Origin of the sequence: Streptococcus sp. HMSC034B05, assembly GCF_001809055.1 — a bacterium.
In the GTDB taxonomy this organism is placed as follows: Bacteria; Bacillota; Bacilli; order Lactobacillales; family Streptococcaceae; genus Streptococcus; species Streptococcus constellatus.
On the sequence record NZ_KV795621.1, the window covers coordinates 120,791 to 134,499 of the forward strand.

General features: G+C 38.2%; 11 protein-coding genes and 3 pseudogenes. 1 reads left to right on the forward strand and 13 read right to left on the reverse strand.

The annotated features are described in order from the left end of the window. Positions 1-27: 27 nt before the first annotated feature. From HMPREF2542_RS07325 to pcrA, 11 genes and pseudogenes are all read right to left on the reverse strand, one after another. Positions 28-1,332 (reverse strand): RsmF rRNA methyltransferase first C-terminal domain-containing protein, encoded by a 1,305-nt coding sequence (locus HMPREF2542_RS07325; RefSeq protein ID WP_058670359.1) that lies wholly within the window; start codon positions 1,330-1,332, stop codon positions 28-30. Next, positions 1,333-2,106, reverse strand: a complete 774-nt coding sequence (locus HMPREF2542_RS07330) for an inositol monophosphatase family protein (RefSeq protein ID WP_039676971.1) — start codon at positions 2,104-2,106, stop codon at positions 1,333-1,335. It abuts the gene before it with no gap. Beyond that, on the reverse strand, positions 2,090-2,374 hold the full coding sequence (locus HMPREF2542_RS07335) for a UPF0223 family protein (RefSeq protein WP_039677385.1): 285 nt from the start codon (positions 2,372-2,374) through the stop codon (positions 2,090-2,092). The genes HMPREF2542_RS07330 and HMPREF2542_RS07335 overlap by 17 nt, the downstream gene beginning before the upstream one ends. Before the next feature lies 1 nt (position 2,375). Continuing rightward, complete coding sequence (locus tag HMPREF2542_RS07340) at positions 2,376-2,777, reverse strand: Spx/MgsR family RNA polymerase-binding regulatory protein (RefSeq protein WP_003024146.1); 402 nt, start codon at positions 2,775-2,777, stop codon at positions 2,376-2,378. A 121-nt stretch (positions 2,778-2,898) separates the two neighbouring features. After that, positions 2,899-3,831: a bifunctional riboflavin kinase/FAD synthetase gene (locus HMPREF2542_RS07345; RefSeq protein WP_058670358.1), complete on the reverse strand. Its 933-nt coding sequence runs from the start codon at positions 3,829-3,831 to the stop codon at positions 2,899-2,901. A gap of 25 nt (positions 3,832-3,856) precedes the next feature. Next, positions 3,857-4,735, reverse strand: coding sequence for a tRNA pseudouridine(55) synthase TruB (gene truB / locus HMPREF2542_RS07350; protein ID WP_070484667.1), 879 nt, complete (start codon positions 4,733-4,735; stop codon positions 3,857-3,859). A gap of 9 nt (positions 4,736-4,744) precedes the next feature. Beyond that, a pseudogene (locus HMPREF2542_RS07355) lies at positions 4,745-5,538 on the reverse strand (alpha/beta fold hydrolase). Positions 5,539-5,570: 32 nt separating this feature from the next. After that, positions 5,571-6,014 (reverse strand): annotated as a pseudogene (locus HMPREF2542_RS07360) (GNAT family N-acetyltransferase). Positions 6,015-6,023: 9 nt separating this feature from the next. After that, positions 6,024-7,298 carry a DUF2130 domain-containing protein gene (locus HMPREF2542_RS07365; protein ID WP_070484669.1) on the reverse strand — a complete coding sequence of 425 codons (1,275 nt, stop codon included), beginning with the start codon at positions 7,296-7,298 and terminating at the stop codon, positions 6,024-6,026. A gap of 166 nt (positions 7,299-7,464) precedes the next feature. Continuing rightward, positions 7,465-7,688: pseudogene (locus HMPREF2542_RS10185) on the reverse strand (IS3 family transposase); the annotation flags it as partial. An 88-nt stretch (positions 7,689-7,776) separates the two neighbouring features. Then, positions 7,777-10,059: a DNA helicase PcrA gene (gene pcrA, locus HMPREF2542_RS07370; RefSeq protein ID WP_058670355.1), complete on the reverse strand. Its 2,283-nt coding sequence runs from the start codon at positions 10,057-10,059 to the stop codon at positions 7,777-7,779. Positions 10,060-10,210: 151 nt separating this feature from the next. Between pcrA and HMPREF2542_RS07375 the strand changes: the two genes are divergently transcribed. Next, a complete protein-coding gene (locus HMPREF2542_RS07375) occupies positions 10,211-11,407 on the forward strand; it encodes a cation diffusion facilitator family transporter (protein ID WP_058670354.1) in 1,197 nt (398 codons plus the stop codon). 31 nt (positions 11,408-11,438) lie between these two features. Here the strand turns inward: HMPREF2542_RS07375 and lepB are convergent, their stop codons facing one another. Continuing rightward, complete coding sequence (gene lepB, locus HMPREF2542_RS07380) at positions 11,439-11,996, reverse strand: signal peptidase I (protein WP_058670353.1); 558 nt, start codon at positions 11,994-11,996, stop codon at positions 11,439-11,441. A 160-nt stretch (positions 11,997-12,156) separates the two neighbouring features. Next, a complete protein-coding gene (pyk, locus tag HMPREF2542_RS07385; RefSeq protein WP_003069673.1) occupies positions 12,157-13,659 on the reverse strand; it encodes a pyruvate kinase in 1,503 nt (500 codons plus the stop codon). Positions 13,660-13,709 lie beyond the last annotated feature (50 nt).

Sequence of the window (13,709 nt, forward strand, 5' to 3'; positions counted from 1 at the left end):
ATATATAGATGATTTTGGAAAGATTTTTTATTGAAATCTGAGGCCTTTTGGAAAATAATTTTTCAGAATATTTCCAGTTACTTTTGCAAATCCTAGACCATTGCCTTGAACGATTATCTGGTACCAACCATTTCCATATTTTTGATCGAGATTTACTATTTCACCAGCAACATATTTTTTAAATTGCTCCTCATCAATTTCAATTACTCGCTTCACCTCGTTTGGTTTTAAAGCAAGGCCCAAAGCAAAACTTGGTTCAAAACGTTTTTTCTTAAAGACTCCCAGATATAAGCCATTTCTAGCAATTTTTAATTTCGACATATCTGGCAGCCCTAGTGGTAACAGATACAAATGATCACCGAAAGTCTGTAATTCTCCAGTCAGATCTATAGCTAGATGTTCTCTTTGAAACTTTTGCCACAACATCTTCTTCTCAGATGTCAGATGGCTCTTTTTTACTTTTAATTTTTTTGCTGACTGCTTACTACAAAGGCGAAATTTTGCAACAAATTGACCTTCACCTTTGAAATGGTGAGGATACATACGTGCAGTTTCTGGAAAGTTAATACCTGCAATCATCCCATTGATTTTAGGAATTTCGACTAATTCAAGTGGATAATTTTCTAACAACCAATCCACTATCTGTTCGTTTTCCTCTGGTGACCAAGTACAAGTGGAATAAATGAGTTCGCCATTCGTCGCCAACATTTTTACCGTATTTTCCAATATCTCACGCTGAACCTGCGCACACTGAGTCGGATAAGATTCATTCCAATATTCCATTGCTTCCGGCTGCTTTCTAAACATTCCTTCACCAGAGCAAGGTGCATCTAAGACAATCAAATCAAAATAACCCTGAAAAACTTGGCTTAACCTATCAGCAGATTCATTCGTCACCACTACATTTCTCGCTCCAAAACGCTCAATATTTTCTACTAAAACCTTCGAACGCTTTGAATTGATTTCATTGGAAACAAGCACACCTGTATTATTCAAGTATGACAACAAATGAGTGGATTTCCCACCCGGCGCTGCAGCCAAATCAAGCACTTTCATATCTTGACGCGGTGCTGCAATTTGAGCAACCATTTGCGCAGCAGGTTCTTGAGAATACACCAAGCCTGTAACATGCTCTATTGATTTTCCAGAAATCTTGCCATAATAACCCCAGTTCGTGTTGGAGATAGGATTTAGAAAATGTTTTTGATGTTCTTTTAGTGGATTTACTCGAAAAGCGGAAACCGGCTCCTCATCAAAAGTTAGAAAAAAAGAGGGAGCCTCCTCTCCCAAAAGATTGTAGTATTTTTCTTTAAATCCTTTTGGAAAATGCATCTAATCCTCTCGCTTTCGATATATGTATTTTTTAATTTCGTCCAATTTCATCATTGGAATCATCATAATCCCCTGATGACTTTCAAAATCAGGCTGCTTACCATCAAATGTCACTGTCGTATATCCTAATTTATCTCCCATAATGGAAGCTGCAGCATAATCCCAAGGGCAAATATAGGAAATATAAGTCAAAAGTTGACCTGACAAAACCTTACTAAAGCTGATTGCAGCACTTCCATACACTCGAACTCCTAAGGTTTCTTTCGCCAAATCAGCAATTCCCCAATCGTTGCGCTCAAAAATACCAGCGTTTGATGCCATTAAAAATTGATTCAAGGGACGATCTTGGTAAGAAGGCAATTTCTGCTCATTGCAATAGACATCAAATTGACCACCACCATGGTACAACTTGTCTCCTATCACATCATAAATGACACCAAATTGACCAATCCCATTTTCAAAATAAGCTAATACAACAGCAAAATCAGCTTTTTGTGCGACAAAATTATTTGTACCATCAATAGGATCAATGACCCAAACATTGCCATCCGAAATAGAATGACGCAGTCCATTTTCCTCAGCTAAAATGTGATCCGTAGGATAAGCTTCTAAAATCCAGGTTACTAAATTATCCTGAACTTCCTTGTCCATTTGAGTTACCAAATCAGACGGACTGGATTTGGTTTCGATTTCTAATTGATCATCCAAATGCTCTTTGATGTAAGAAGCTACATTCAGAACAATTTGTTTGGCAAAATTAAATTTCTTTTCCAAGAGAAAACATTCCTTTCTCCTTTTGTTTTGCAGCTTGAACAGCTCGATATAAGGAATAGCCACTTGCTATTTCAAATTCACGTCCAATCCGCTTTTCTTCAGCTTTGCTTGGAACAATTTTTTTGAAGAGTTGATAGGACGCCAATATCTTCTCTGCTGCTATTTTCGCTTCATAAGCCTGCTCAACATCATTCAAAAAAGAAAGCACTGAAGCAAGCTCTTCAGTGCTCCACGATATGTCTAGTGGGTAACGATAGTTTTTATTCATATTATTCAATCTCAGCTCTTAGAGTTGCATCGCGCAATTCCTGTTTTCGATATCCGCGAGGCAAAAACGCACGGATTTCATCTTCGTTAAATCCAATTTGCATTCGTTTACCTTCTAAAATAATCGGGCGGCGCAAAAGACTTGGATTTTCTTCGATTAAACGAAGTAATTCAGAAATTGATAAACTTTCAACATCTAAATTTAATTTTTGAAATATTTTGGAGCGAGTTGAAATGATGTCATCTGTTCCATTCTCTGTCAGAGAAAGGATATGTTGTAATTCTGGAGCAGATAAAGGACTCGTCATGATATTGTGCTCCTCAAAAGGAACTTCATGATTGGATAGCCATGCACGCGCCTTGCGACAACTTGTACAACTCGGTGATAAAAATAGTGTAACCATGCATTTCTCTTCTTATTATTTGTAACTGTTATCATTATACTAAATTTTATGTAAGATTACTAGGCATTTTTACAAATTTTCTCCTATTTTTTTAGGAAAAATAAGAAGCTTAATACATGATTTAGTGGTTTTCATTTTTAGAAGTCCAATATCTTGCGATTTCCTTATCGGCTTGCAATTGTTTGACTAGTTTGTCCACATTATCGAATTTTACCATATCTCGAATTTTATCCAACCAAAAAATGCGAATGGTATCACCATAAATATCTTGTGAAAAATCAAAAATATTAGCTTCAAAACGAAGTTCATCACTTTCAAAAGTGACATTTTTCCCGACGCTAGCCATTCCGCGATACATCTGTCCGTCATGCTCTACATCGACCACATAGACACCATCTGCTGGTAAAATAACTCGATCCAGCGGAGCAAGATTTGCTGTTGGATAGCCAATCGTTCGCCCTCTTGCATTGCCATGAACAACAATTCCACTAGTGGATAGCGAATAGCCCAGCAATTGATTGCTCTCTGCGACATTTCCCGCCAGTACCGTCTCTCGAATGCGAGTTGAGCTAATTTTTACTCCATTGAAATTTACAGAAGGAACTATGATAACTTGTCCTTCAAACAGTTTCTCCAAATCTTCCGCACTGCGTCGATCAGAACCAAAATGATAATCAAAACCTGCAATGACTGTTTTTGCTTTCAAACGCGAGATGTATTTTGTAAAAAATTGTTCAGCCGTATTGCGAGCAAACTGACTAGTGAAATCAACCAAATAAAGATAATCTACACCAAGATTTTCTAATTGTTGTAAGCGCTCTTCTGGGCTGGTCAAATGAAGCATTAACGAAGGCTGATACCGTACAAAGGCTAATTTGGGAGATTCTGGGAAAGTCAGCACTGCAATTTTCAAATCCTTTGCTGCTGCAATTTTTCTCGCCTCAGCAAACAGTGCTTGATGACCTTTATGTAATCCGTCAAAATATCCTAGCACTAATACTGTATGTTCAATTTGTTGAATGTTTTGCTCATTTTTAATTCTAATCGTTTTCATCACTTATCTATTTTATCACAAAATGTTAAAGAAATACTTTTCTAGGTTTATATTCTTTGTTACGCTTTTCTAGAATAGCAAGCAATTTCCCTTGAAAAAATCCAGCTACTTGAGTTTCATTTGAATTTACATCAATAAATCGACCAAATCGAACATTTTCAGCTTGATTTTCAGTAAGCTCTACCTTAAGCAAATCTCCTATGCCCAATTCGAGTGGTTGGAGAAAGGAGAAATCCCCTACTGTTACCTGCTCTGCTATTTTATCCAAGGTCAAGGCTTCCTCCAAAAGCATACCAGCTGCAGAAGTCCGAGTCAATTGAGACATGTGAGAAGCATATCCCAATTTTACTCCCAAATCAACTGCCAACGTGCGGATATAAGTGCCTTTGCTACATCTAACTCGAAAGTTAAATCGGGCTGTCTGATTTTCATAAGAAATGGGGGTAGTCCGCTCAAAGCTGTAAATTGTCACTTGTCGCTTCGGTTTCTCTACTGCTTCTCCAGTTCGAGCATACTCGTAGAGTTTTCGTCCATTCACCCTGACAGCCGAGTACATGGGAGGAATCTGAGTAATGAGACCTGTCAAACTAGCTATAGCCTCATCTACCAATTTTGCATCCAAGGGAGCCAATACAGGAGTCTTTGCAAGCACCTCACCGCTCGCATCTTCAGTTGTTGTTGAAAAACCTAAAGTGACTTCTCCTTCATAGATTTTACCTTCGTCCTGCATAAATTCTACCAATCGCGTGGCTTTCCCGACTGCAATAGGCAAAACCCCCACCACATCTGGATCCAATGTTCCTCCGTGACCGATTTTCTTAGTTTGTAAAATCTTGCGCAGCTTAAAAACCGCATCGTGCGAGGTCATCCCCGCTTCCTTTTTTAAATTGATAATTCCGTCCATTTGATTCCTTTATTCTGCTAAAAATCCTAGCAACAATTGATTAAATTCCTTATTTTTCTCATAAAGAGCATGTCCACAGTCTGCTAAAATTTCCAAGCGACTCTTTGGAATGGTTTGCTCCAGCTCACACGAGGTATCCAGTCCGATAACTTGATCATCAGCTGCATCAATAATAAGTGTTGGACATATTGTACTCTCTAACAAATTCGAGCGATGTTCTAAACAAGACTGCGCTTGTATTGACAAACGATGTTGATCTTTTATTTTCCCAAGCTGGCTCAAAACCAATAAAGATAGCGAAGGTAGGAATAGCTCTTGCTTGTATAAGAAATGCGAGCTATATCCAACATCGATTCTGTATAATTCCTTCTCTCGCTAGCAATAAGCAATTTAACTCGTTTTTCAAGTAAACTAGTGGATTGGTCTGCCATCACTGCTAACACCAATTTTTTCACCTTTTCTGGAAAGTCTAAGGTTAAATGCTGAGCAATCATTCACCTTGTGACCCCCCAATACAAAAGCCGATTCAATGCTTAAAGCATTCATAGCTTCCGCTATATCTGCAGCCATATCTTTTGTAGAATATTTTTTGGGTAACTCATTGATACGACTGAATACATATACTTGATACTTTTCCCTAGATATCTATAAACAAAAGATAAACTCTGTGCCATTCCCTTGACTGTGTTTAGTCCATCTCCCAAATCGGGTATCATAATGAGAGTCTCCTTGCCCTTTCCAAAAGTTATATAATCGATACTTTTTTCGTTAAAATATAAGATCCTCCCTTTTGCTGTAGACATTACCTTGTTTCCCCTACTATTTTTCTCATGATTTATTTGTGTTGACTTTTTAAATACAAAGCAAAACCGGCAGTCACTTTTTCAAATCCAACTGCCTGATAAAACCGATGTGCAGCATTTCGTTCAGCAGTTAATCCACTGTTTAGAGCCAGTACCTTAATTCCTTCTTTTACCGCTTGTTTTTTCAACTTATTGATGAGCTTATTAGCAATTCCTTATCACCTTACCTCTTTTGCAACAGACAAAGCCAAAATACGATAGTAAGAGCCAGCTACTTCAAAAAAGAAGAGGTTTGCATAACCTAAGAAACCTAAAATTTCTCCGTTTCTTTCAGCTAAAAGATAGCTATAATGTGGCTGAGAGAGAATTATTTCTAAACACCGAGCCAGATTAGATGCGGTCGTTGGATAGCCCAAGTCTTCGTATAGAGACAGTAAGGCTTCAGCATCTTTTATGGTTGCTTTACGTATCTGCATAGGATCCTTCTAGTCTTCCTTCAAGGCTTCAAACTTGGCTTTCATGGTTGGATTTTTGCGGGTCAGTTTTTTGACTGAGACATCGTCCAGTTTGTTGTTAGCTAAGCGCAGCTGGTTATCTGATGTTTGAAGCGCTTGTTTGACTGCTTCCATTCGCTTGATAGCTTTATCGATTTCTTCAATCGCCTTGTTAAAATTCTTAGAAGCTGAATTATAATTTTTAGCAAAGGCTACTTTAAAGGTTTCTAAATCGTCTTCAAAGTGGGTAATGTCAATATTCTGCTCGCGAACCAGAGCCAGCTCCTGCTTGTATTTGAGAGAATTGAGCGCAGCATTGCGCAAAAGTCCAATCAACTGAATGAAAAATTGTGGCCGCACCACGTACATCTTCTCATATTCATGGCTAACATCGACAATACCGGTATTGAAATAGTCGTTGTCTGATTCTAGCATGCTTACCAAAACAGCATACTCACATTTCTTTTCCCTGCGGTCCTTATCCAATTCTTTGTAAAAATCAGCATTTTTATGCTTCTTCTCCGTATCGTCCGCTTCATTTTTCATTTCAAACATAATAGAAATGATTTCTACTCCGTTTTCATCACACTCACGGAAAATGAAATCCCCTTTGGATCCTCGTTCAGAAATTTTATTATCCTTCTCAAAGTAAGCATTAGGAAAAGCAAAGCTGCGAACTTTGTTAAATTCGCTTTCAGCGTAGTGTTCTAAACTCTCTCCAATGGCTTTAGTAGATTGTTGTGCTTTAAAGTTCTTGTAAAATTCCACCTGTTCATTGGCTGCCTTTAGCTGAGCTTCGTAATTTTGTTTAATAGATGCAAGAGATAATTCATTTTCTTTCTCTTGCAATAAAAGCTGGTTTTGAATCTGGTCACGTTCTTTTTCAATGGTTGTCAGCGAAGCCTGTAATTCATTTTGGTGTTCCAACTTCATACGATCCAGTTGCGACTGCAAGTCCAGCAACTCCTTGTCTTTATTAATGAGTTTTTCAGACAGCGCCCGCTCTGTATCCTTTTTTATCAGTTCTTTTTGTGATTCAAAATTGGAAATAGTCGCCTTGAGTTCTTGGATTTCAAATTCTTTCTGGCTTAATGTTTGCTGTTGCTCATTCTGTGCCTTTTGTTTTTCCAGAGCTAACGCCTGCTCAATTCGAACATGGATCTCTTTGTCAAACTCCGCCGTTCGCACCTGAGCCAGAAGCTCGCTGTACTGACTTTCATTGACTGTAAAGACTTCCCCACAATTGGGACATTTGATTTCGTTCATAAGACACCTCATTCAAGAAATTTCTACATTTCATTATATCATTCTTAGATACAAATGAAAAACAGTAAACTTCGGCTCTATCATTTCTGTAGTAAGTAAATCCACTGTAGAGATTAGAGGGCTTTTTTCATTGCAGAAAAAAAGCCTCATATTTAAATAGGGCTTAAGGCTTAAAGGTCATTTTTTGAGACACACAAACGAGGTTTAATCGACTCATGATTCGGCGGATTCGACGACGTGATAGCTGAAATCTTTCGGCTTTAAGCACCTGTTTGATTTTTCTAGCTCCAAATCGAGCCTTGTTTTCCAAAAAATATTTTTCACTTTCATCTCTAGATCTGTTTCTAAAACTGGTTCAACTACCTTGTAGTAATAACTAGAACGATATATCTTTCTGAACCAGTTCTATCGCCTTTTTTGGTTTTTCCTAAACCCATGAAAGCTAAATTTGTCTATCTAAGTTCAATCAAAATGTTACTCATGACTTCTTCTCAATAGGGGCAATACTGGCCAGAAGTTTCTTTAATCCAATCTCCGGAAAATTGATTTTCAATTCTTGGCTACTACCACTACCTGATACTTCCAATACAGTTCCGTCTCCCCATTTTTTATGATGCGCAATGTCACCGATAGCCCAATCAAGATCTGGCTGAGTCGCTTCCACATTCTTACCGAACGGCAACTGACTTGAGGCAATACTACTTGGTGCTGCTTGTCGTTTTCGTTCTTGTAATGCTTGCGCGAGACTCATTCCTTGACCAAACTGGATAGTTTTTCCATTTACATAGGAGGCTTTAAAAGACGTATTGACCGGTCGAGCTAATCCTTGATAATCCAACAAGCTTGAGCTAATTTCATTGAGAAAACGAGTTGGCCGATTGTAATTAGTTTTCCCGTAAAGTAGCCGTGAACTAGCATTGGTTAGGAGCAAGACTTTTTCAGCACGAGTAATTCCGACATAGGCTAATCGGCGCTCTTCCTCTAGCTCATCTTCATCTTCTGCCGCACGACTAAGTGGGAAGACATTTTCTTCCATACCAATAATGAAAACAACTGGAAATTCTAACCCCTTGGCAGCATGTAGCGTCATAAGTGTCACTTCTGAGTTTTCCTGAGCGTTATCATCTGTATCTGCAATCAAAGCTAGGTCATTGAGGAAGCGGCTAAGCTTGTCTAGGCCGGATTCATCAACAAGATTGTCAGGATTCTCGTCAAAATTCTTGGTTACAGATAGGAACTCCTCAATATTTTCGATCCGAGCCTGACTTTCCAGCGTCCCTTGAGCTACTAATTGCTCAGTATAACCCGTCTTTTCAAGAACTATTTCCACCAATTCTGTCACCGTCAACTCATCCAATCGTTCGCGCAGATTCAAAATGAGATTAGCAAAGTCAAAAACTGCCTGAGCGGCTTTCCCCTTGACAGGTGAAAGCATAATCTGTGAGGAGGCTTCTAAAAGAGACACATTTTGACTGGCTGCAAAATTCCGAATCTTCTCTACTGTTCCCGGACCAACACCACGCTTGGGCTCATTCACCACCCGCTCATAGCTGATATTATCACTGGTGTTGGCAATAATATTGAGGTAGGAAATGACATCCCGGATTTCCTTGCGGCTATAGAACTTGGTGCCACCGACCATAGTATAAGGAATATTAGCCTTGAGCAGGGCTTCTTCCACCGTCCGTGATTGAGCATTGGTACGGTAAAGAACTGCAAAATCCTTATGACTGTAGCCTTCTCGGGTCAGCTGAACAATGGTCCGAGCAACAAAGAGAGCTTCATCCTGCTCGTCATTAGCTCGATAGTAGACAATTTCTTCGCCATCTTCATTCTGAGTCCAAAGATTTTTGGGACGGCGGTTACGATTATTTTTGATAACATCATTGGCAGCCTGCAGAATGGTCTTGGTCGAGCGGTAATTTTCTTCCAGCAGGACCACCTTGGCCTCCGGATAATCCCTCTCAAAATCCAGGATATTCTGCATATCGGCTCCCCGCCAGCCATAGATAGACTGGTCAGCATCCCCAACTACACAGATATTTTTAAAGCGAGAAGCTAACAATTTTACCAGTTGGTACTGGGCGTGGTTGGTATCCTGATACTCATCGACATGGATATACTGATAGCGCTGCTGGTAGTAGGTTAAAACATCAGAATTGTTGTCAAAAAGTCGCAGAGTCAGCATGATCAGGTCGTCAAAGTCCATCGCTTCTGACTGACGGAGTTCTTTTTGGTACATCTCATAGCACTTAGCTACAATTTCTGTATACATGTCACCAGCTTGAGCTGCATAAGCAATCTCATCAATCAAATCATTTTTCGCATTGGAAATGGTGCCCAGAATGGCGCGCTCATTCCACTTTTTAGGATCTAGATTGAGGTTTTTGAGAATCCGTTTCATCAGTGTTCGCTGCTCACTAGGATCGACAATCGTAAAATTGCGGTTATAGCCGATATGGTCAGCTTCCCTACGCAAAATCCGCACGCACATCGAGTGAAAAGTCGCAATTAAACAATCTTCTGTTGCGGGATTTAAGGAAAATGCCCGCTCCTTCATTTCTCGAGCAGCCTTATTGGTAAAGGTGATTGCCAAGATATTCCAAGGATTGACTAACTTTTCATCAATCAAATAGGCAATACGGTGGGTTAAAACACGTGTTTTTCCAGACCCAGCTCCTGCCATAATCAGCAAAGGACCTTCCGTTGTTTGAACTGCCTCCATTTGACGGTTATTCATACCTGTTAATAAGGGATTCATCTTTTTTCCTCTTTCAAAGTCAATGGTTCTATTATAACAAAAATAACTCATAAGCTAAACTAGAAAGAGAAGTCTTCATACCATTTCGTCCTATAAAAGTTTGAAAAATCACGTAAAAAGCGTTATAATAAACTTTCTGAAAGGAAAACTCATGAATAATCCAGCAAAAAATCTTAAACTCGCAGAGCGCGGTGCTATTTTAGCTATTGTAACCTACATCATCTTATCAATTGCTAAAATTATTGCTGGCTCTACCTTACAATCCTCCAGTTTGACAGCCGATGGTTTTAACAATGTTTCAGATATTGTGGCTAATATTGCCGTCTTGATTGGACTACGTATGGCACGCAAGCCAGCTGACACTGATCATAAATTTGGCCACTGGAAAATTGAAGACTTGGCTAGTCTTGTCACTTCTCTTATCATGTTTTTTGTTGGCTTTGATGTTCTGATTGATACCGTTCAAAAAATTATCTCTCGCCAAGAAACAATCATTGATCCTTTGGGTGCGTTAGTTGGAATGGTCTCCGCTTTGATTATGACTGGTGTTTACTTTTATAATAAATCCTTAGCAAAAAAAGCACATTCTAAAGCTCTTGATGCTGCTGCCAAAGATAATTTATCTGATGCTATCACTTCTCTTGGTACAACGATTGCAATCATCGCAAGTGCCTTAAATTTCCCGATTGTGGATAAACTTATTGCTATCATTATCACCTTTTTCATTCTTAAAACGGCTTACGAAATTTTTATGGAATCCTCTTTTAGTTTATCAGACGGTTTTGATGAAAATCTTTTAAAAGAATACAAAGAAGCCATTTTAGAAATCCCTAAAATTTCCCGTGTTAAATCTCAAAGAGGTCGTACTTATGGTAGTAACATCTATCTTGACCTCATTTTAGAAATGAATCCCGACTTATCTGTCTATGAAAGTCATGAAATTGCCGATCAAGTTGAATTTATGCTCAAAGATCGATTTGGAGTTTTTGATATTGACATCCACATTGAGCCCGCACCTATCCCAGAGGATGAAATTTTGGACAATGTTTATCGAAAATTATTTATGAGAGAACAATTAGTCGAGCAGGGAAGCCAATTAGAGGACTTACTAGCTCCTGAATTTGTTTACATTTCCCAAGATGGCTACCAAATGAACAAAAAAGAATTTCAAATCGAAAAAGGAAAGCAATCTCCTATTAAAAATTTCCATTTAACTTCTATCAGTCAAAAAACAAAATTAATTTGTTATGAAGAAGATGGAATTATCCATACCAGTCTTTGGCGTCGTCACGAAACATGGCAAAATGTTTTTCATCAGGAAACACGAAAAAGCGAAACTGAAACATAAATTTTCAGTTTCGCTTTTTTAACATTTAATGCTACTTCATTTTAATAAAACCAAATTGATCCAAGGGGAGCACTCTAAAAGAGATAACTCCCTTAATTTGTTTCTCTGCAATCAAACCAAATTTCCGACTATCTTCCATATTTTGTCGATTATCATTTAAGATCAAATAAGATTTTGCTGGGATTATATTTGTATTTGATTTTGTTAATGTCTGAATAGTAAAGTCATGAGTGAAATAGCCTGTATTAGTAGCCTTCGCTAAATATTTTTCCTTATCTTTCGTTAAATAATCTTCTGACTTAATTTTATTATTTAAGTACAGTACATCATCCATATAAACGACAGAGTCATTTCCTAAACCAACGACACGTCCGACATATTCTTTTCCATCCACCTCATACAATACAAAATCATCTCTTTTGATTTTTTTGTTCTTATTGGCAATAACAATATCTCTGTCTTTCAAAAAATGATTCGCTTCTTTTGCGGTAATGCCATATGGTGTAAAAATAAAAATTCGCAAACAAGCGATAATTATTACAATGACGGATAAAATAATAATGTTCCTAATTAAATCTCTCTTTACCATTCTCTCTCCTCTTCTTTTATTTATTATATCATGTTTTCAGAAAATAAACAAAGGCGGAAAAAGTAAATTGCTATTCCTATTTTTATCTGCAACTAAAAAACCTACCAATCAAGCTAGAAAAACGTTGATTGATAAGCTTCTTTTCTTTTAGTAATACAAATTAACGTACTGTACGGATACGCATTGTGTTTGTTCCACCAGTTCCGACCGGAACACCAGCTACAATCACAATATTGTCGCCAGATTCCACAAGACCACTTTCAAGAGCAACTTTTTCAGCAACTTCAAACATATCATCAGTAGATGCAGGTTTTTCAGTTACTACTGGAATAACACCCCAGTTCAACATCAATGAACGTTGTGTCAATTCATCAAATGTAATTGCCAAGATGTCAGCATCTGGACGATATTTAGAAATCAAACGAGCCGTATTTCCTGATTCAGTCATTGTTACGACCAATTTGATGTCCATTGAGTTTGTAGCATCTTTCACTGCTGAAGCAACAACTTCTGTTTTAGAACTACGAGCGTAGTCAACTGATGACAAACGTCCATATTCATTCAATAGAGTTTGAGCGTTTTTATCAATTGTAGCCATAGTTGTTACAGATTCAAGTGGGTATTTACCATTTGCAGATTCACCTGAAAGCATTGTTGCATCTGTTCCGTCAATAACAGCGTTAAACACGTCTGATACTTCTGAACGAGTAGCACGCGGTTTTTCAGTCATTGTTTCAAGCATGTTTGTTGCGGTAATCGCAATTTTACCAGCTGCATTGACTTTTGTGATAATCATTTTTTGGTAAACTGGAACCATTTCAAATGGAACTTCAATACCCATGTCACCACGAGCAATCATGATACCATCAGCTACTTCAAGGATTTCATCCAAGTTTTCAATACCTTGTTGGTTTTCGATTTTAGCGAACAATTTCACATGTCCATTACCAGTTTCTTCACAGATTGCACGAACTTCATTAACATCTTTTGCAGTACGTACGAATGAAATAGCGATAAAGTTGATTCCTTGTTCCAAACCGAAACGAATATCATCATTGTCGCGTTCAGCAAGCGCTGGGAAAGGAATTTTTGTATTTGGAATATTCACACCTTTTTGTTTTGCGATAATTCCATCATTTTCAACCTCTACTTCAAATTCACGTGTAGCAGGATCTTTTGCAATAACGCGCAGACCAAGTTTACCATCATCAACAAGAACTTGTTTCCCAACTTCAACGTCATCAAAGATGTCAAGTGCACCTGCTACGTTCAAAGCAATAACTTCGCGAGTTGATTTGATACCTTGTTTCGTTGCAACACGGATTTGTTCACCCGTTTTGTAAGAGTATTCTTTAGCGTCACCTTCAAATAATTCTGTACGAATTTCAGGTCCTTTTGTATCAAGAAGATAACCAACTTTTTGACCAGCAATTTCTTCTGCACGGTGCACAGTAGCCATACGATCACCTTGTTCTGCATGATCACCATGCGAGAAGTTGAAACGGAATGTATTTGCACCAGCTTGGATTAATTTTGCAATATTTTGAGCCGATGCTTCAACATCTAATTTTTCGCTCCAATAGCCATCTTCACCAAATCTTTTACCACCACGGATTTCTACCGCAGGACCTAAAGTTGCAACGATTTTTACACGTTTATTCATGATATATGAAAACTCCTTTTTATTTAAATGGTCTTTATGACCAGAATAAC